Origin of the sequence: Nostoc sp. (assembly GCF_036917675.1) — a bacterium.
Taxonomy (GTDB): Bacteria; Cyanobacteriota; Cyanobacteriia; order Cyanobacteriales; family Nostocaceae; genus Nostoc.
This window is the reverse complement of record NZ_JBALCT010000071.1, coordinates 1-20,183: the sequence shown is the minus strand read 5'-3', so window position 1 is coordinate 20,183 and position 20,183 is coordinate 1. Positions and strand designations below refer to the sequence as shown.

Sequence of the window (20,183 nt, the reverse complement as noted above, 5' to 3'; positions counted from 1 at the left end):
AATAAGTAATACGATCGCTTTCATTAATTTCTCAATAAACCTCATGCGGTGCGGAATATGTGCTATGATTATAAACCACTGCTTCCTACTGCATCAATCGCAGCCTCTAAGGCGATCGCCACATGAGTCCAGTGAGTTCCCCCCTGGCAATAAACCACATACGGCGATCGCATTGGTCCGTCTGCTGATAATTCCAAAGTACTCCCTTCAATAAATGTCCCCCCAGCCATTACTACCAGGCTCTCGTACCCCGGCATTTCATCTGGAACAGGATCTAAGTAGGAACCGATGGGAGAATGCTGTTGTATGGCTTTACAGAAAGCAATTAGCTTTTCGGCAGAACCGAGTTTAATTGCCTGAATTACATCCCCACGGGGAGCCAGGGGTGCAGGATTCACTGGATAACCGAGTTTGTCAAATACATAACCAGTAAGATAAGTCCCTTTCATCGCCTCTCCGACCATTTGCGGCGCGAGAAATAAGCCTTGGAACAGGAGACGATTTTGATCAAAAGTCGCACCACCATAACTACCGATACCGGGAGCAGTCAGGCGACAGGCGGATGCTTCCACTAAGTCGGCGCGACCGGCGACATAACCGCCAGCGCTGACAATGGTGCCACCAGGATTTTTAATCAATGATCCTGCGATTAAATCAGCACCTACGGCTGTAGGTTCCCTGGTTTCAATAAATTCGCCATAGCAGTTATCTACAAAGCAAACGGTGTTCGGGTTTTGCTGTTTGACTAAGTGGACAATTTTTTCAATATCGGCAATTGATAAACTCGGACGCCAAGAATAGCCACAAGAACGCTGAATTAACACTAAACGCGTGTTTTCAGCCACACTAGTACTTATTGCTTGCCAATCTATAGTTTCTTGGGGGGTTAGCTCCAATTGTCGGTATTTTATGCCAAACTCGATAAGGGAACCTTGACCTTGACCCCGTAAACCAATGACTTCTTCAAGCGTATCGTAGGGAGAACCAACTACTGCTAACATTTCATCTCCAGGACGGAGGACACCAAACAAAGCACAAGCGATCGCATGAGTTCCCGAAACAAACTGCACTCGCACCGCCGCAGCTTCGGCATCCATAACTTCAGCAAAAACTTTATCTAAAGTTTCTCGTCCTAAATCATCGTGACCATAGCCACTTACACCCGCAAAGTGGTGTGCGCCCACACGGTGATTACGAAAGGCATCCAGCACCCGTTTTAGATTATGCTTGACCTGAGCGTCAATTCCAGAAAAAATTTCTAATAGTGCCTGTTCTGCTTGCCGCAGCTGTTCTAAGCTGTTCATCAGTTCCTCGTTCAAAATAAAATTATAGATATGCGGATTTCTAGATCCCACAGACTAGGTTGGAAAATTCAAATTCAGGTTAATGCATGACAATTGCTACTTCAACTAAACCTCAAATTAACTGGGTTAATACCCTGTTTTTCATTGGACTGCATATCGGCGCTTTGTTTGCCTTTGTTCCTGGTAACTTTAGCTGGACGGCAGTTGGTGTGGGTTTCTTGCTGTATTGGATAACTGGTGGTTTAGGCGTTACTCTGGGATTTCACCGCCTTGTTACCCACCGCAGTTTTCAAACTCCCAAGTGGCTAGAGTATCTCCTAGTTTTCTTCGGGACACTCTCCTGTCAAGGAGGCCCAATTGAGTGGATAGGAACACATCGTATCCATCATTTGCACTCTGATACTGACGCTGATCCCCATGATTCTAATAAAGGCTTCTGGTGGAGCCACATGGATTGGCTGATTCACTACTGTCCCGCTCACGCTGATGTTCCTCGTTTCACCAAAGACATTGCCGAAGACCCAGTTTATCAGTTTTTAGAAAAATATTTCATTTTGATCCAGGTTGCTCTGGGTGTATTGCTTTTGCTTCTGGGTGGCTGGCCGTTCGTTGTTTGGGGAATTTTTGTTAGGATTGTCTGGGTTTACCACTGCACTTGGTTAGTGAACAGCGCCACTCACAAATTTGGCTATCAGAGCTATGATTCTGGTGATCGATCGACTAATTGCTGGTGGGTAGCCGTACTAGTTTTCGGTGAAGGCTGGCACAATAACCATCATGCCTTTCAATACTCAGCTCGTCATGGGCTGGAATGGTGGGAAATCGATTTAACGTGGATGACTGTTCAATTGCTGCAAGCAGTTGGTCTGGCGACTAATGTCAAGTTAGCCCCAACGAAAATTAGTTAGAAGAGACGCGATTAATCGCGTCTGTACAGGAGGTAGACCCACAAATCCTTACCGGACAAGGAGCGTTTCTAATTAACATCAGACGTGAGTTAAGAATTTAAACTGTTAACTCATGACTCCTAACTCCTCACTTTTCAAAAGTCTATTTACGGGTGCGCTTGTGTCCGTTAGATTGCTATAATCCGAAGCGCTAATATGAAAAATAGTTTGTGGCCAGTTGCTTTTTGGTGACTTGGTGGAGGAGTTTGTTGTTTTTCAGGTGTTCATGACTACATCAATAATTAACAGCCAGAAAGTAAGTGACGAGCCTGGTAATTCCGATCTGAGGCTCAAAGATATTGTCAAAACCCTGCCACGGGAATGTTTTCAGCAGAACCGTCGCAAAGCCTGGACACAAGTAATAATCAGTGTCTTGGCAGTTGCTTTAGGCTATTACAGCCTGATTATCACTCCTTGGTTTCTTTTGCCCCTAGCTTGGATTTTTACGGGCACTGCTTTAACAGGTTTTTTTGTAATTGCTCATGATTGTGGTCACAGGTCTTTTGCCAAACGTCGTTGGGTAAACGATTTGGTGGGGCATTTCTTCATGATGCCGTTAATTTACCCGTTTCACAGTTGGCGCATTAAGCATAATTATCACCATACTCATACCAACAAAGTGGATGAGGACAACGCTTGGCATCCAATCACACCGCAAGTTTTTGAAAATTGGGATCAAACCCGGCAGTCTGCTTTTGAACTGTTCATGCGTAAACGCTTGTGGTGGGTAGGTTCCATTGGACATTGGGCTGTGGTGCATTTTGATTGGCGGAACTTCAAAACTAAAGACCAATCGAGTATCAAGCTTTCTGTGGCTGTAGTAGTTGTGTTTGCAGCGATCGCTTTCCCGATTCTGATCGCCACAACTGGTATCTGGGGATTTGTCAAGTTTTGGCTAGTACCCTGGATGATTTACCATTTTTGGATGAGTACTTTTACTATTGTTCACCATACTGCCGCAGATGTTCCTTTTGTGACAGCGAACAAGTGGAATGAGGCTCTAGCACAGCTATTTGGCACTATCCATTGCGATTATCCCCGTTGGGTAGAAATCCTGTGCCACGATATCAATGTTCATGTCCCTCATCATATTTCCACTGCGATTCCTTCTTATAATTTGCGGCTAGCTTACAGCAGCATCAAAGAAAATTGGCAGCCTTATCTCCATGATGAGTGTCAGTTTTCTTGGTCTTTAATGAAGCAGATTACAGGCCAGTGTCAATTGTACACAAATGATGTTGGCTATAAGACTTTTAATGAATATTACACAGATCGATAAATATCGCTGTGATTAGACTCACGCTCTTGCACCGACGAGAGCGTTTATCATGCTGTGTTTAAATAAAATCTGGCAATTGTTTACTGACTAAAATTTTAGGTAAATTGTCAGAAATTATCCTCTTGTCTGTTAGCGATCGCTAATTTTGTGGGCATCCTAGAAGTGAGATCATCTTCTCTCAAATAAAGTTCCGATTTATATCCAACAAAAGAATCCAGTGCAATCAAATACTATCGCCTTCAATAATCCTCCTGGCTGTGAAACCTCTGAGGATAAGACTAAATTACCTTTCACTCTTCAGGATTTAAAAGCTGCAATTCCTGCTGAATGCTTTCAACCAAATGTGACAAAATCACTTTTTTACTTCTTCCGTGACATTCTGATTATCGGTCTGCTTTATGCAGTTGCTTACTACCTGGATTCTTGGCTTTTCTTCCCGATTTTCTGGTTAATGCAAGGAACGATGTTTTGGGCTTTATTTGTAGTAGGACATGACTGCGGACACCAATCTTTTTCTAAGCATAAATGGCTCAATGATTTGATTGGACATCTTTCTCACACACCAATACTTGTTCCTTATCATGGTTGGCGGATTAGCCACAGAACCCACCATAAAAATACTGGCAATATCGATAACGATGAAAGCTGGTATCCTGTGACAGAATCACAATATGAGGAGATGCCTTTAGCCCAAAAGATCGGCAGATATTATGTTTTTCTATTGGCTTATCCTCTGTATTTATTTAAGCGTTCTCCTAATAAGGAAGGCTCCCACTTTTTGCCCAGTAGTTCACTTTTCAAACCATCGGAAAAATGGGATGTTATCACTAGTACTGTACTATTGATTGGCATGGTAGGTTTGCTCGGTTTCCTTACCTACCAATGGGGTTGGATGTGGTTGCTGAAATATTACGCTGTACCCTACCTTGTGTTCGTAATTTGGCTAGATTTAGTGACATTCTTGCACCACACTGAGTCAGACCTTCCCTGGTATCGTGGAGAAGATTGGACTTTCCTGAAAGGCGCAATTTCTAGCATTGACCGTAATTATGGTTTGATCAATCATATCCATCATGATATCGGTACTCATGTTGCTCACCATATATTCCTTAACATCCCTCACTACAATTTGCTGAAGGCAACTGAGGCAATAAAACCAGTGATGGGTGAATATTTCCATAAATCGGAAGAACCGATTTGGAAGTCATTATGGAATTCATCTATCATCTGCCATTTTGTACCTGATATTGGTAGTAAGGTTTACTACACATCTAAGAATAAGTTAGCTAAAGGCTAAGATTGAGATTCCCGACTTTTGAATGAAGTCGGGAATCTGGTATTTTCGTCAATAATGTTTCTAACTCTGTAAGTATTTTAGTGTCCTTAGCCTGCGTAAATCTCAATTTTCTGGCTGTAAAGTTATCAAAATAGAGAGGTAAAATAAAATATAGATAGGTCACAAACCCCGTCTGTTCGCGGGGCATCTCCCTTTGGGAGAAGACACAGGGCTTGCAAGAAAAAGACTTACCACCTTTCAAATGCAAGACTAAAACAGTATCTAGCTTACAGGTTCACAACCATTACTGAATTGTCTGGGCGTGGTAGCCCACAAAAGGTTAAGAATGCTTCCCAAGTTTTTAACCTCTTAGGCAGTCAGTAGCGATGGTAAATATACACCTAGCAATAGGATTTATTGTAAATGTTTGTACCAGTAGTTGAGCAAAATAATCATCTCCTAATGCCAACTATTCAAGGAATGTTGGATTAAGTCAGCTAAGGCTACACCATTTTTTAAAAAAGGAGTATTGAGAAGCGGTTATAAATCAGCCAAGACTATACTATAGACAATTTACTCAAAACTCTTTCCAGCTTTAAAATCAGAGGTATCAATGATTATAACTAATTTTAGCAAACAAAGAAATGAATTTAAGGAAACTAAAGTTCTCAAAGCTAAACCACATTGGCAAGGGCAAAATTTGAGCGATGCTGCTGTCAAAGGTAAAGATACTAAGAAGATGCAAGATACTGCACCTGATAGTTCGATTTTCAATAGGTTTAATCGTGGCCGAGTTGCTATTTTTATTGATGGCTTAAGCCTATTTCATACAGCTTTGCAACTCGGCATAGAAATTGACTACGTTAAATTGCTTTGTCATTTAACCAACGGTTCAAGACTGTTGCGGGCTTTCTTCTATACTGGGGTTGATATCAGCAATGAAAAGCAACAGGGTTTTCTATTGTGGATGCGTCGTAATGGCTATCGTGTAGTGGCAAAAGAACTCGTTTTGGCAGCAGAGAATTTCAAAAAATCAAATTTGAACGTAGAAATTGCTGTAGATATGATCACTTTAGCTCCTTATTATGATACTGCGGTTTTAGTCAGTGGGGATGGAGATTTAGCCTATGCTGTAAACGCTGTCAGTAGAATGGGAGTTCGAGTGGAAGTGGTCAGTCTGCAAACGTCCACTAGTGAAAGCTTGATTGATGTTGCTGACTGCTTCATTGACCTCGATAGTATTAAAGTACACATTCAAAAAGATTCTCATCTTGGCTATAGTTATCGCACGTCGTCAAATTCAAATCTTTAAATGGATATTTTAATAGTTGAAGATGAACCAGAAATTGCTCATTTGATCGAACTCTCTTTAGAAAAAGAAGGATTTTTTTGCCGCACTAGCCGCGATGGCATAAATGCTTTGCGGATGTTTCAGGAGCAACCACCTGATTTAATCATTCTAGATTTAATGATTCCTGGTTTGGATGGGTTAGAAGTTTGTGCCAGAATTCGCCAGAAACCAGGTGCAAAAGATCCTTACATTTTGATGCTTACGGCTAAGGGTGAAGAAATCGATCGCGTCATTGGTCTGTCTACTGGTGCTGATGATTACATGGTTAAACCCTTTAGCCCCAGAGAGTTGGTAGCTAGGGTGCGGGCACTATTACGGCGTAGTCTCCGCCAAGGGGGACAAAATCAAGTCAATCGTACCCAACACTTTATTGTCGATGTAGATCAGCGCACTGCCAGTCGTCAGCTGAATTCTCAGGAAGTTGAAATTTTGGACTTAACTACCCTAGAATTTAACTTGCTAACCACCTTTGTCAGTAATCCTGGTCGAGTTTGGAACCGCACTCAACTAATTGATAAACTTTGGGGAGATAACTTTTTTGGCGATGAACGAGTGGTGGATACTCATGTAGCTCGGTTGCGAAAAAAGATTGAGCCTGATCCGGCAAATCCTACTTTTATTAAAACTGTTGTTGGGGTTGGCTATAAATTTGAAGATCCTCCGATAGCGTAAATATTATGAAGATGGGGCTGAGAACGCGCCTATTTTTCTCCCACTTAGTAGTAATGCTCGTGGGGGTAGCTAGTCTGGTAAGCATCAGCAAAATCTCTTCTCCCCGCTTGTTTGTCTTGCATTTGGAGCGATTAGAAAATCAGGGATTCGACTTAATCGATGTCCGTACTGAATTGGTTGCAGGATTTGAGCTTGCTTGGCAGCGAAGCACTATTTGGTCAGTCTTAGTCGGCACCACCGCCGCCGGGGGATTGAGTTACTGGGTGTCCATACGGATTATGCAGCGATTGACGGAGATGGAACAAATCACTCAAAAATTTGCTGCTGGTCAGATGGATGCCCGACTACCTGTGTCTGACATTCCAGAACTCAGTGGACTGAGTGCTAGTTTCAACCGGATGGCAGCTAGTTTAGAAGGGGTTGAAGCGCGGCGGCGAGAAGTGATTGGAGACATGACCCATGAACTACGAACACCGTTAACAGTTGTGCGCGGTTACTTGGAAGAACTGGCTGATGGACAAATTGAAGCGTCTCCTGAAATATATCGGCGTTTAGCTAGAGAAACTAGGCGTTTAGAGCGGTTAGTGAACGATTTACAAGAACTGTCGAAAGCAGAAGCTGGTTATCTACCAATTAATATCCAACGGGTAAATGTGCGTCCGTTGTTAGAGTCATTAGTAGAGAAATTTACCGACCAACTGTTAGAAGATGGGCCAGTTATGCTCTTACAATGTCCATCTGTTCTACCTCCTGTATTGGCAGATATTGACCGCACAGAACAGGTATTGGTTAATCTGCTAGGTAATGCAGTGCGTTATACTACTGAAGGCTTAATTACCATTCATGCTGGGATTGAAGGATCTCAACTCTGGATTGCGGTTATGGATACAGGTATTGGGATCGCTCCAGAAAATTTGCCTCATGTGTTTGAGCGCTTCTGGCGAGCCGACCAATCGCGCGATCGCCATTCGGGAGGCACTGGTATTGGCTTAACTATTTCCCGTCGTTTGATTGAACTACAAGGCGGTCAGATTCAGGTAGAAAGTGACTTGGGAGTTGGTAGTACGTTTCGGTTTTTCCTGCCTTTAGCTTGATCTGAGGCAAAGGGGGCAAGGGGCAGCGGGTTGGAATTTATTGCTCTCAACGCCATCCAATACTGCTCTGTTAAGGATTGACATAAGGTAGTCACGGCTGTGTCATACCCAATTGCTAATTTGAAAGTATCCGAAATCTTATTTTTTTGATGGATGTCGAGATTTTGGAAATGCAGAGAGTATAACATTATGTCTACTTTTATTCTGGCTGTTTTTTTGGTTGGTTTACTCAGTCTTTCGGGTTACGCTGCGATCGCCTACCTGTTTCCTCGAAATCGTTCCCAAGACTGAGCAAATAAAAATTCAAACAGGTATACAGCTGATGCGTTTCATGAATTTGGAATGGGTGGTTTATTTACGCCGTGTTGTATTATGGGGTTAGGTTTCGCGTTGGTTTTTCTGACGTGAAAAGTCAGATCAAGGTTGATTGTGCGGAATGAGATTAACGATCGCTGTAGCTAATTCTACAGGATCGACGGGTTTGGGTAGGTGTTTTTGAAATCCTGCGGCCATTGCTTGGTTGTAGTTAATTTCTCCAGCATAAGCAGTCAAAGCGATCGCGGGAATTTGTCCACCTTGCTCTGGCGGTAATTTTCTCACCTCGCGCAGCAACATATACCCATCCATCAAGGGCATTCCAATATCGCTTAAAAGAATATCTGGCTTTGATTGGGCTAATGTTTCCAGCGCTTCGGTTGCTGATTCAACTGCCGTTACAGTCGCTCCATATTGTTCCAGTGCAAAGCTAAAAAACTCTCGCACATCAGCTTGATCGTCCACAAGCAGAATTTGTACTCCAGCAAGTAATGTGTCCTCAGTGGTGAGTTCTGGTTCAGAAGCCTCATCACTGCTGACTCGCAACTCAGAATTTTTGAGTAAAGGTAGCCTGACTGTAAAAGTAGCCCCTTGTCCTTCTCCCAGACTCTCTGCCTGAACTGTACCACCGTGAAGTTCTACTAAATGACGCACAATTGCTAGTCCTAATCCCAGTCCGCCAAATACTCTGGTTGTCTTGGCATCTGCTTGTCGGAAGTAATCAAATACGTAGGGCAAAAATTCCGGGTTGATTCCCTTACCTGTATCAATCACCTGAATTTGGACATCTAAGCCAACTTGCTCTAGATGCACTTCTACATGTCCTTCTGTGGGTGTGAATTTAACGGCATTGGAGAGGAGATTCCACATCACTTGTTGCAAGCGATCGCTATCGCCGAGAACTTTGCCGATATCATTACTCAGTACCGTTTTTATTTCAATTGATTTGGCTTCTGCTGCTAAACGCACCGTTTCTAGTGCAGATGCGATCGCTACTTTCAAATCCACTGCATACAGATTTAACCTGACTTTACCTTGTAAAATCCGCGAAACATCAAGTAAATCTCCAATCAGTTGAGTTTGTAACTTAGCATTCCGCTCGATTGTTTCCAAAGCCCGGATTCTAGTGGCTTCGTCAAATTTGCGAGTTCTGAGTAACTTTGCCCACCCTAAAATCGGATTCAGCGGAGTTCTGAGTTCATGGGAAAGGACAGCGAGGAATTCATCTTTAATCCGGTTGGCTGTCTCAGCTTGTGCCCTGGCAGTCTTTTCGGCTTCGTAAAGTTGAGCGCGGGCGATCGCTTGTCCACACTGTTGCCCAATTGTCAATATAAATCCCCGGTCTTCTTCGTTAAATATTTGGGCAGTGGCAAAGCTTAATCCTAGTGCCCCAATTATTTTGCCTTCTGCTATCAAGGGAATGGAAGCCCAGGCATTATTCCCTGTGAGAGTCACAACATCTGCTAAGTTGGGATATTTAGCAATCATGGCTGCTAAATTTTCTAAAAAAATCGGCTGCCTAGTTCTGACTGTTTCTGCTATTTGGTTAGGTGTAGTGATCGGAAAACTTGCCCAGGTATCTATGACTGATTGCGGATAGCCAATTGCTTGCACAATTTTCAGGGTAGTACCTCCGGCGAGTAAGACAACAGAACCAGCAGTGGCTGACAAGGCGGCAATTCCTTGGTTCACCACCACATCAGCTACCTGTTGGGGAGTTAGGGCTTCGGAGAGGGCAGCAGTTATTCTTTGTAAAAGTACTGTGCGATTGACAGACCGTTCAGCCGCCTGTTTTGCTTGTTGAGTTTCCTGGTAAAGTCTGGCGTTGTCGATGGCTGTCGCCGCCCGACGAGCAATATCCTCTGCTAAAGCCAAGTCTGTTTGTTGGTAGTAGCGACCTGACTCGGCTGTAAAAAAAGAGATTGCTCCAAACAATTGCCCACGGGAACGAACTGGAATCACCATTAGAGAATGAATACCCAGACTTCGCAGCAATTGCAGATGTTCGTCATCTTGAGCCATCTGTACATGATGAGACTCAGATAATTCGGGATAAAAGACAGATATTCCCAACTGTAGCTGCTGCATCAGATGTTTGGCTCTGCTTTTGGGTCGATAACGCCGTCGAATTTCGTCTAAAGTATTTAGTTTTGTGGGATCGGCAATTGCGATCGCAATTTGTTTACTTGACCAATCTGCCTGGAAAACATCTACAATACACCAGTCAGCTAGGGTAGGAACTGCGAGATTCGCCACACTTTCCAAGGTGATTTCATAATCCAATGAGGCAGCTAATAAGGTGCTAGCTTCGACTAAAAAGTTTTGTGTGGCTTCAACTCGTTTGCGATCGCTAATATCTTCAATAATGCCTAATACATACTTTGCAAGTCCCTTAGCATCCCAAACTGCTGATGAAGTTAGGTTTACCCAAACAATCGAACCATCTTTGCGAATGTAGCGCTTCTCCAAAGAATAACCACTAATTTCTTTTGCCAAAACTCGCCGAGAATTCTCCCAATCAACTTCTAAGTCGTCAGGGTGGGTAATTTCCTGAAAGTTGATCTCGATTAACTCTTCATGGCTATATCCAGTAATCTCGCATAGGGCAGGATTAACCTGAATAAATCGTCCATCCAACGCTACTAGACTAATGCCAACAGCGGCCTGATTAAACATTGCCCGAAACCTTTCTTCGCTTTCCCGCAAGGCAACTTCTGTTTGCTTTGCTGCTGTCACATCGGCCAAAATAATTCCAATTCCTACCGTTTCACCCATTGCGTTGTTGACTGGGTAATAGTTGCCTAGCCAGCAGCCGTAACGCTTGGGTTGTCCCCTTGTCTCACCGCTAATTTCCCTATTTACCAGGGGTTCTCCAGTATCCAACACGCGCTGTAACTGTCGCTCAAACTCAGCCGCCATTTTTGGCAACACGTCCCCAAATTTGCGTCCTAGATGCTCTTCTATAGTCAAACCATTAATGTCAGCGAAAACTTGATTAATTCGGATATATCGGAGTTCCCGATCCAAAAAGCATACACCAACAGGAGCAGCTCCTAGTAGCGCATCTAGAAGAGATAGAGATTCGGCATAATGGACAAAAGCCTGCTGGATATCTCGATAAAGTTGGGCATTTTGCACTGCTAAGGCAGCACGATGGGTAATATCTGTTGCTAAAGTTAAGTCAGAGCGATCGTAGTGACGCTCTGATTCTGCTGTGGCAAAGGTGATGCAGCCGAGTATTTGTTGATGTGCGATTAAAGGCACAATCATCAAAGACTTGATCCCGATTTGCCGAATTAGTTCTAAGTGTTCGTGATTCTGAGTAGTCGCCACCAATAGCGAGTCAGATACTTCTGAAATTAATTCTGGTTGCCTAGTTTGCAGTACCTTAGCGATGCCGAAGGTGGGCAAAGCCAACGCATTTGCACCCTTGGGATCTGGGATATACTGTTCAAGTTTACGCGCCAACTCTCCTTTGGATGGGTCTGCATGGGCAATGGGTAAGCGGCGAATGGAACCATCTTCATTTAAAATGTCAATGCTACACCAATCAGCAAGCTGGGGAACTGAGATTTTGGCAATCTGTTCTAAGGTTTGTTCATAATCTAGCGAAGTAGAGAATAAACTACTAATTTGAGCGATATATCCGAGTCTTTCCTCAGCTTGCTTGCGTTCTGTAATATCTAGAACAAAAAAAGCTCCTCGATTTACAGTCCCTTCAAAATGGCTACCACCTGCCAAAATCTGCAAGCGTGAGCCATCTTTACGGATATATTCCTTTTCATAGGGTGTGTAAAAGGTGCTGTCTTGAAATTGAGTCAGTGCTTGCTCATCAAGTGGCAGATATTCTGTAGGAGTCAAGTTTTGCCAGTTAAGTTTTCCAGAAACTAATTCTTCACGAGAATAACCCACCATATTCAGCAAGGCATCGTTAGCATCTATGATGCTGCCGTCTCTATCCCAGAAGCCAATACCAATCATGTTTGACTCAACCACGCTGCGAAACTTCGCTTCGCTTTCCCGCAGTGCTTGCTCAGTTTGTTTCAGTTGCGTAATATCAATTGAACTAATGCCTACTCCCAACAACTGCCCATCCGGTAAACACACCGGATAATAGCTGACAAGACCATAACGATATATACCAGGCGGATAAGTTTCACCGCTAACTTCTTGGTTAAGCAAGGGCTGCCTAGTTTGCATCACTTGCTCAAATACAGGCTCAATTTGCCCAGCCCATTCCGGTAGTACTTCCCTAATGGTGCGGCCAATATGTTGACTTTGAGGTACACCGTTGATAGCGGCAAGGGCTTCATTAGCATGAATGTAGCGCAGTTCAGTATCGAGAAAAGCCAGCCCTACTGGTGAACTAGTAAGCCAAGCATTGAGTAACGCCAGGGATTCGTCTTTTTGCCCAATAGCTTGCTGGAGTTCCTGGTGCAATGTGGCTTTTTCTAGTTCTACCTGCTTGCGCTCGGTAATATTCACAGCCGCACAAGTAACACCTTGAATGCTATTGTCTGCATTTTTTAGTGGTTCAACCAGCAAATCATAGTAACGGTCTTCTCCAGAAATTGTTAGATAAACCTCTTCACGGGTTGAAACACCAGTTTCTAGTGCCTTCAGCTTAATCGCCCTCAATTGTTCTGCTACTAAAACTGGAAATATTTCATCATCAGACTTACCTAACATTTCCTCAGTAGTATCTAGACCTTGAGGATTATGAATCCACTGGTATCGCAAATCGCGATCCTGCTGAAAGACCACGATATCTGAACTACTTAACGCTAATCGAAATCGCTCCTCACTAACTCTCAGTTTTTGGAGATTTTCATCAGCGCGTCTTTTAGCAGTCTTTAATGCATCACATAGGATACTAAAGAGCAATCCTTGTAATGCAAACAACCCAATTCGCACAAAATTGGATAAGTCAAAACTCAGATGATAAGCTGTGGGGAGAAAGAAGTAATCGCTCAGTAACGCAGACAAGCCGATTGCTAACAGCCCTGACTTCAAACCACCATACCAAGCACTCACCATTACAGCGCTAAAAAACAGCAGAAAAGGAGTTCCATTCATGCTTAACCAGGGGTCTAGTATCAACATTAGCACTAATGCAAGTACGACAATTAATACAACAATGCCGTAACGCAGTAACTGGGAATAATGAATATAGGGCATGAAATGTCTTGGAAGAAGCAATACTTATTGCAGAGGCTGTACATACCCTAAGCTAGTTTGTAAATTTTAGTAACTTATCCACAGATAGATTTTTTTTTAGTTTTAAAAACTCCTTTTGTTAGAAGCTAATTTCTCAACAATGTACTATGAAAGGTAAAAATTTATGGTTAATTTTATATATAGCAATCCTGTTTGATTTGTAAAAATTGAAAGCCAAAAATCCGCAACTTGAAGCAACTGGTGCGGGAATTCCATTCGTTAGGTCTAAGGATATTTTTACAAAAGTGAGTGAGATGCACCCTTGCTATCAGTAAGTGGGCAAGAATAAATCAAACTATATTACCCAATATAAAATTAATTAAATTGGCTCGTAGTAATCATCTCCAGTCATATTTTCCGGGCTGAAGCCTTTACTAGAAACCTTTAATATTGACGCCCACTTACTTACGGCTATTTTCAGGTAAATAGACCACGCAGTAAGGGCACAGCATTACTCATACGTGTCAACTTAACGTAAAAACCAGTCTAGACAAAGCTTTTATAGTTTGTCTCGTTCCCAGTCGGAGACTGGGAATGCCTATGTGAGGCTCCGCCTCAAGACTTGCGGCAGAGCCGCAATGAAAAAGCATTTCCAGCCTCTGGCTGTAAACGAGGTTTTAAAAGGGTTTGGGCTTAGTTGACACGCATGAGCATTGCTGTGCCCTTACGACAGATGTGGTTCAAGCCCACTTACTTAATACAGTTTTGCGTAAAATCGTGGCAATTGAGGGTTTAAATTTAAACGTTACCGCAGAGTAGGATCACTCAGAGAATCTCCTACAAATTAATAAAATGCTGTATTTGGAAACTCACGAGTTAACAGATATCTTTCAGCACTGCTACCAATTTTTCAATATGTGCTGCTTCATGAGTTGCCATTAAAGATATTCTGATCCGACTTGTGGGGACTGTGGGGGGACGAATTGCTGGGGCAAAAATCCCAGCATCTCTTAGCTGTTTTCCAGCTTTAAGGGCATCTGTGGCACTGGACAATTGAAAACATAATATGGGTGATTCCGATCGCAGCAATTTTAGATTAGGTAACTGTTGTTGCAGCAAATTTTTCAAGTAATGTACATTTTCCCACAATTGGGCACGGCGTTGCGGTTCTTGTTGCACTATCTTGATTGCTGCTAAGGCCGCTGCCGTATCAGTAGGTGAAAGCCCAGTGGTGTAAATCCAAGTGGGTGCGCGGTTCCGTAAAAAGTCAATTAAGGCGCTACTTCCCGCCACATACCCGCCTAAACTACCCAAGGCTTTACTCAATGTGCCAATTTGAATTAACTGCTTTCCGGTACATCCAAAATGTTCGACACATCCCGCGCCAGTTTTTCCTAGCACCCCAGTGGCATGAGCTTCATCAACTAGCAGCATACAGCTAAATTTATCAGCGAGATCCAACAGTGCGGGTATTGGACATAAATCGCCATCCATGCTGAAGACGCTATCAGTCAGAATCAAACAGCGTCGGTAGTTTTGGCGCTGTTGACTCAACTGGGTTTTTAAGACTGTAAGATCACAGTGCGGATATTCCACAACTGCTGCACCACTGAGAATTGCTCCATTTTTCAGACTGGAATGATTGTACTGGTCAGATAAAATTAAATCACGCTTACCAACCAGAGCGGTAATTGTACCCAAATTGGCTAGATACCCGGAACTAAATACCAAGGCATCTTCTGTTTGTTTGGTAGATGCGATCGCCTGTTCTAATTCCCTGTGTAATTCTCTATGCCCACTGAGTAATCTAGAACCAGTACTACCAGTGCCAAACTCTTTGATCGCTGCGATCGCGGCTGCGATTAATCGCTGATCCCCTGCAAGTCCCAAATAATCATTACTGGCAAAATTAATTACCTCTTGTCCAGCTAAAACCACAGTTGCACCCGGAAGACCGTGGATTGTTTGTACTGAACGATACCAATCTGCTTGATGAATTGTTGCTAAGGACTGTTCTATCCAAGCATAAGGGTCAGTGGGCATGAGGGGAGTTAAGAGTTAGGAGTTAGGAGTTAGGAGTGGAGTATGTCAGTTGTTTTTCTAATGACAAATGACTAATGACAAATGACTATTAAACTTGTTCGCTGCTGAGATGAGCGATCGCTTGTTTAATCCAATCTTCGACATAGGCATCTTTGGGTAATCCAATGTCTTCACTCACCACATGCAGGGCGTGACTGACCTCATGGGCAGTATATCCCAAAGCGAAGAGAGTCATTTGCACTTCTTCAAGAATTCCCGGTGCTGGGCCACCTGTGGCGACGAAGAACCCGGCTGATTTGCGCCACTCGACTAATTTGCTTTTTAGTTCCAAACAGATACGTTCGGCGATTTTCTTGCCCACACCAGGAGCCTGAATTAAGATTTGTGTATTACCAGCGATAATCGCTTGGACTAAATCTGGTAGTTCCAGAGTGTCCAATAGTGCGATCGCTAAGGCTGCACCAATACCAGACACACTTAGCAATTGGCGAAATAAATCGCGTTCGGATGGCGAAGCAAAGCCATATAGTAACGGCACTTCTTCACGAATTTGGAAATGGGTAAAAATTTGCGTTACTCCTCCCGACTCTGGTAACTGGTTTGCTAACCGTTGGGGAACTTGCAAATCATACCCCAAGCCATTCACTTCCAGAGTCAGGATGACGCGATTAGCGCCAATTGTTTGGATACCAGCGACTATACCTTTTAGATAACTAATCATTCTAAGAGACCAAAATATTTTAATCCTTCGATAATTCCACCTGCACAAAAACATGAAGCCAGGTAGTGGTAGTCAGAGGGATACTCATTGTGCCATTGGAGTAACTCTTTTCGGGCATTCCCCACAATGATTCCCCGTTCGTTGCCTACAGCAAATAAAGCAATATCATTACCTGAATCACCACAGACAACTGTTTGTTCTGCTGCAAATTTCCACTTTTGGCGTAAAAACTGCATTGCCTGACCTTTATCGCTGCTATGGGGCACAATGTCAAGGTCAATCCCACTACTGTAGATTAACTTTACATTTAATTGATATTTCTGCAACTGGGCTTCAAGCTGTGGTAGAACATTTGCAGATGAATCTTGTTGTAGGAAAAAACTCACTTTGAAGGGACGCTGTTCTGAATCTGGTTGCAGAACTAACTCTGGGTATTTTTTAGTTATAGATAATACAGTTTCGCGTTCCCATCCCGGAGAAAGGATTTCTGACCAACCTGAGTCTGGAGTATCACTACCATCTAAGTAGATTTCTGTACCTACAGAAAGAACAAGGGCATCCGGTTGCAAAAGATTTTTTTGAGCTTGGAGTTCTTTGTAAAGTACAGGCGATCGCCCGGTAGAATAAACGATTTTAGTGCCGTATTCTTGGCGATGTTGACTTAGCAGTTGATTTAGTTCTGGTAAAGCGCTGTCATCGCCCACGGTGCGATATACAAGCGTGTCATCTAAGTCTGTTACAAAAAGAAATTTAGCCATAACCACCTCTTATGCTTCGCTTTACCATCAAAAAGTTTATGTCCTTTTTGCACTTCTCAGTTGAGTGAGATACAAGAACCCCACCCCCAACCCCCTCCCCGCAAGCGAGGAGGGGGCTATGATGTACCTGATTTGATTAGGAAAAGCTATAAACAGTGGGAGAAGTTAAAGCAGATTTACAGTACAGTTGCCCACCATATGTCACTAACTGACAAAGAGTTATTTTTTAATCCTCCTGTTTTAGAACCTCCTTTAGACCATTGCTCAAAAAACTTTGCGTCAAGAGAATAACTCTCTTCATCTGGATTAGAAAAGACTATGCAATGCAAATCGCTGTATTTTAAGACTGCATCTCGAAATTGTTCTTGAACAAAAACTAAGGGGGAGTTTCTGTAGAAGTATATAATAGGTTCCTCTTGGATTAGGACTCTTCCCCAGTTTTCACCAGCATATTCATCCCAGTCCAAAATACCTCCTTGAATTGAATGGGAAAGCTGATTTAAATACGTAAAGAATTTATCTCGATCCCAAATTAATGAACAGGAGAAAGCTGAATTTATTTCGTTAGTTATGTCTCTAATCATTGAGGTGCTCCTGGTACTTCGTCTACGAATCCATTTTTAGCCGTGATTTGCACCACGAGCCGCAGTTTTAATATTATTAATAATTGTTCCTACTCTACTACCAAAGGCATTCTCAACAAACTAATTTGATAAGGATTAGTGACATTTTTTCTAAATTGATAATATATACATTTTCCAAAAATATTCTTCTTCTAAAAGACAAATGCCTTTGTTCTTTTGATCGTTTAAAACAATGATTTCGTGATTTCCATTTTCCAAAATCTGCAATAGCAAATTTTCTTCAGATAATATTTTTACCTTAGCCCAAGATAAGCCACTTAATCCAAAACATAGCTTTGGCGGGGTGGGGTTATTCGGGTTTAATAAGCAATCAAGCGGACATGATATAAATATTTAAGCCAGCAGACTCTAACTTCTACTTATCACTCAAAGTTTCAATCAACAAATCCACTTGCTGCTGTCGCTGCTGCAAAAAACTTTCGCACTGACGCAAATACTCTACAGCCTTAGCAAATTGGTCAAAAACCTCTTCCAATTCCAACTCACCCGCCTCAATACCAGCGATAATTCCCTCTATTTCAATAACCTTCGCCTCATAATTCCAACCTTCCTCAGAACTAGAAGCACTTTTACGTTTAACCATTCAACTCTCTGTGTCCTCTGCGCCTCTGTGGTTCGTTAATCCTTCATTTCCATAACCTTCACTTTAACCCCACCCTGCCCCAACTGAATCAACAAATCTTCTCCCACAGCCAACTCTCCCGCAGAACGAGCGATCGCCCCATCTTCCCTTCTCACCACCGCATAACCACGCTGCAACACCGCTTTCGGGTCAAGACTAGCCAACTTTTGCCGCAATAATTCTAGATGCTGCGTTGCTTGCTGCGATCGCCCCGTGGTAATTTGCACCAATTGCTGACGCTTCCAAGCTAGCTTTTCCACCTCCTGCTGCACTTGCCGATCTAACCGCAAACGTCGCAAACGATTCTGCAATCCTTGCAGTTTATTTTCAGCATTTTCCCAAGAGTCATGCACCGCTTCACGTAAAGCCACAACTCGCCCCCGATGCTCAGTATACAACTCTGAAAGGGCTGGTACAACCATTTCCGCCGCCGCAGTGGGTGTATGCACACAAGCATCTGCAACTAAATCTGCCAAAGATTCATCTCGTTGATGTCCAATACCAGTAATTATCGGTATAGAACAACTAGCCAGCGATCGCACCACTCGTTCGTCATTAAAGCAAGCCAATTCCTCCACCGCGCCACCACCCCGCGATAAAATTAGCACTTCGGCGCGTCCATCTCTTTCCACCCGCTCAATTGCTTTGACTATAGATTCCGGTGCTTGTTCACCTTGTACGGTAGCCGGGGAAAATAAAACGTGTAAACCTGGATACCTTTGCTTGAGAGTTTTTTGAATATCACCCCAAGCAGCAGCCGTTGGTGAAGTGACGACAGCGATCGTTTGGGGGTGGATAGGGAGCGATCGCTTTCTTTGAGCATCGAACAACCCCTCAGCCAGCAAGCGATTTTTTAGTTGTTGATAGCGCAGCGCCTGTAAACCAACACCAGCAGGTAGAGTCTGCCAAACTGATAACTGATACTCTCCCCGTTGCGGATATAGGCGAATACTACCCAAAATAATTATCTGCTCACCGGGAACGGGTATCTGGGCGAGTTTTGGCAATTGGCTATTCCATACTACACACTTAATTCCGGCGGTGCGATCGGTATCTTGCAGCGTGAAAAATAACCCACTACGATGATGGTTAGCACTGGAAACTTCGCCAGTTACCCAAACTTGCCGCAATTGTTCATCTTGCTCTAACAGCAAGCGGATATAGTCAGTTAGTCCAGATACTGAAAGCGCTGTATCGAGAATCAGAGAGTCGGGAAGGTCGAAAGTCATCAAATATGCCTGAAAGCATTTGTGCTGGAGCGATTTTAGCATTTTAATGAAAACAGAAGTTTATGCTAGTAAACGCTTTAATGTTTTGTAGACATCATCATTGCGCTTACCGACTAAAATCACTTCTAGTAAATTTTGATCAAGAAAATACCTGTAAACAATTCGATATTCACCACTATCAACTCGATATAAACCCTGATAACCAGATAGCTGCTCACTATCAGCGGGTAAAGGCTCAACATTCAAAGCCAAAACCTTTTTTGCAATCTGTGCTGCTATTTTAGGCTGTAAACCGTTCAGAAAATCAAGAACAGTTGCTAGCCCATCAAGCTTCGCCATTAGCTAAATGCTCTAATGCAGATGTAAAAGCATCTGTACCAATCATTTTGGACTAACTCAGAGCAACTTCAGCAGCTTGACCGAAAACCATATCCTCTAAATCTTCCAGCCGATTAATTAATTTTTGGTAGCTCTCGGCTGAAATAATCACATGACTAGGCCGTGATTGCTTGGTTAGTGAACTGGCTCAGTAGCAGCCTTATCAAAAACCTCACCGTGTTTGTTACGAGCATCTGTGAGAGTGTAGGTCTGCATAGCAAATTTGACTATTTTAGACATTTTGACTATATTTTAGCAGATAACTCTTCTCAAGTTTTTTATTCTGTGTTAGCTGTTTGTTATACCAATTTAATATGAAGCTGCATAGAAAAGAGCTTCTAATATAAAGTTATAAGAGGAGACAGATATTACCTGCTCAAATGTTAATTGCTC

General features: G+C 42.9%; 15 protein-coding genes. 6 read left to right on the top strand and 9 right to left on the bottom strand.

The genetic code is table 11. From position 1 onward, the window contains the following. Window positions 1-68: 68 nt before the first annotated feature. The gene (locus tag V7K31_RS27145; protein WP_335098597.1) at window positions 69-1,304 is read right to left on the bottom strand and encodes a methionine gamma-lyase family protein; all 1,236 of its coding nucleotides are present in this window, start codon (window positions 1,302-1,304) and stop codon (window positions 69-71) included. 86 nt (window positions 1,305-1,390) lie between these two features. Here V7K31_RS27145 and V7K31_RS27140 point away from each other — a divergent pair, with 86 nt between their 5' ends. The 6 genes from V7K31_RS27140 to V7K31_RS27115 all read left to right on the top strand — a co-directional run bounded on the left by V7K31_RS27140 (window position 1,391) and on the right by V7K31_RS27115 (window position 7,923). Continuing rightward, window positions 1,391-2,212: an acyl-CoA desaturase gene (locus V7K31_RS27140; RefSeq protein WP_335098595.1), complete on the top strand. Its 822-nt coding sequence runs from the start codon at window positions 1,391-1,393 to the stop codon at window positions 2,210-2,212. A gap of 265 nt (window positions 2,213-2,477) precedes the next feature. Continuing rightward, the gene (locus tag V7K31_RS27135) at window positions 2,478-3,530 is read left to right on the top strand and encodes a fatty acid desaturase (RefSeq protein WP_335098593.1); all 1,053 of its coding nucleotides are present in this window, start codon (window positions 2,478-2,480) and stop codon (window positions 3,528-3,530) included. 217 nt (window positions 3,531-3,747) lie between these two features. Next, complete coding sequence (locus V7K31_RS27130; protein WP_335098591.1) at window positions 3,748-4,827, top strand: fatty acid desaturase; 1,080 nt, start codon at window positions 3,748-3,750, stop codon at window positions 4,825-4,827. 592 nt (window positions 4,828-5,419) lie between these two features. Then, a complete protein-coding gene (locus tag V7K31_RS27125) occupies window positions 5,420-6,118 on the top strand; it encodes a LabA-like NYN domain-containing protein (protein WP_335098589.1) in 699 nt (232 codons plus the stop codon). After that, the gene (locus tag V7K31_RS27120; protein WP_335098587.1) at window positions 6,119-6,829 is read left to right on the top strand and encodes a response regulator transcription factor; all 711 of its coding nucleotides are present in this window, start codon (window positions 6,119-6,121) and stop codon (window positions 6,827-6,829) included. Window positions 6,830-6,834: 5 nt separating this feature from the next. Beyond that, window positions 6,835-7,923 (top strand): sensor histidine kinase, encoded by a 1,089-nt coding sequence (locus tag V7K31_RS27115; protein ID WP_335098584.1) that lies wholly within the window; start codon window positions 6,835-6,837, stop codon window positions 7,921-7,923. Between the two features lie 417 nt (window positions 7,924-8,340). Here V7K31_RS27115 and V7K31_RS27110 read toward each other — a convergent pair whose 3' ends face one another. The 8 genes from V7K31_RS27110 to V7K31_RS27075 form a co-directional block, all read right to left on the bottom strand. Then, complete coding sequence (locus tag V7K31_RS27110) at window positions 8,341-13,416, bottom strand: PAS domain S-box protein (protein WP_335098583.1); 5,076 nt, start codon at window positions 13,414-13,416, stop codon at window positions 8,341-8,343. A gap of 855 nt (window positions 13,417-14,271) precedes the next feature. Beyond that, window positions 14,272-15,438, bottom strand: coding sequence for an 8-amino-7-oxononanoate synthase (gene bioF / locus V7K31_RS27105; RefSeq protein ID WP_335098580.1), 1,167 nt, complete (start codon window positions 15,436-15,438; stop codon window positions 14,272-14,274). Window positions 15,439-15,526: 88 nt separating this feature from the next. Beyond that, window positions 15,527-16,159, bottom strand: a complete 633-nt coding sequence (gene ruvA / locus V7K31_RS27100; RefSeq protein WP_335098578.1) for a Holliday junction branch migration protein RuvA — start codon at window positions 16,157-16,159, stop codon at window positions 15,527-15,529. After that, on the bottom strand, window positions 16,156-16,917 hold the full coding sequence (locus V7K31_RS27095) for a sucrose-phosphate phosphatase (protein WP_335098576.1): 762 nt from the start codon (window positions 16,915-16,917) through the stop codon (window positions 16,156-16,158). Before V7K31_RS27095 ends, ruvA begins: the two co-directional genes overlap by 4 nt. Window positions 16,918-17,093: 176 nt before the next feature. Further along, entirely contained in the window at window positions 17,094-17,501 is a 408-nt protein-coding gene (locus tag V7K31_RS27090) for a hypothetical protein (RefSeq protein ID WP_335098573.1), read from the bottom strand. A gap of 415 nt (window positions 17,502-17,916) precedes the next feature. Next, window positions 17,917-18,144 (bottom strand): exodeoxyribonuclease VII small subunit, encoded by a 228-nt coding sequence (gene xseB, locus V7K31_RS27085; protein WP_335098570.1) that lies wholly within the window; start codon window positions 18,142-18,144, stop codon window positions 17,917-17,919. A 35-nt stretch (window positions 18,145-18,179) separates the two neighbouring features. Then, on the bottom strand, window positions 18,180-19,412 hold the full coding sequence (gene xseA / locus V7K31_RS27080; protein WP_335098568.1) for an exodeoxyribonuclease VII large subunit: 1,233 nt from the start codon (window positions 19,410-19,412) through the stop codon (window positions 18,180-18,182). A gap of 60 nt (window positions 19,413-19,472) precedes the next feature. Next, window positions 19,473-19,751, bottom strand: coding sequence for a type II toxin-antitoxin system RelE family toxin (locus V7K31_RS27075; RefSeq protein ID WP_335098566.1), 279 nt, complete (start codon window positions 19,749-19,751; stop codon window positions 19,473-19,475). Window positions 19,752-20,183 lie beyond the last annotated feature (432 nt).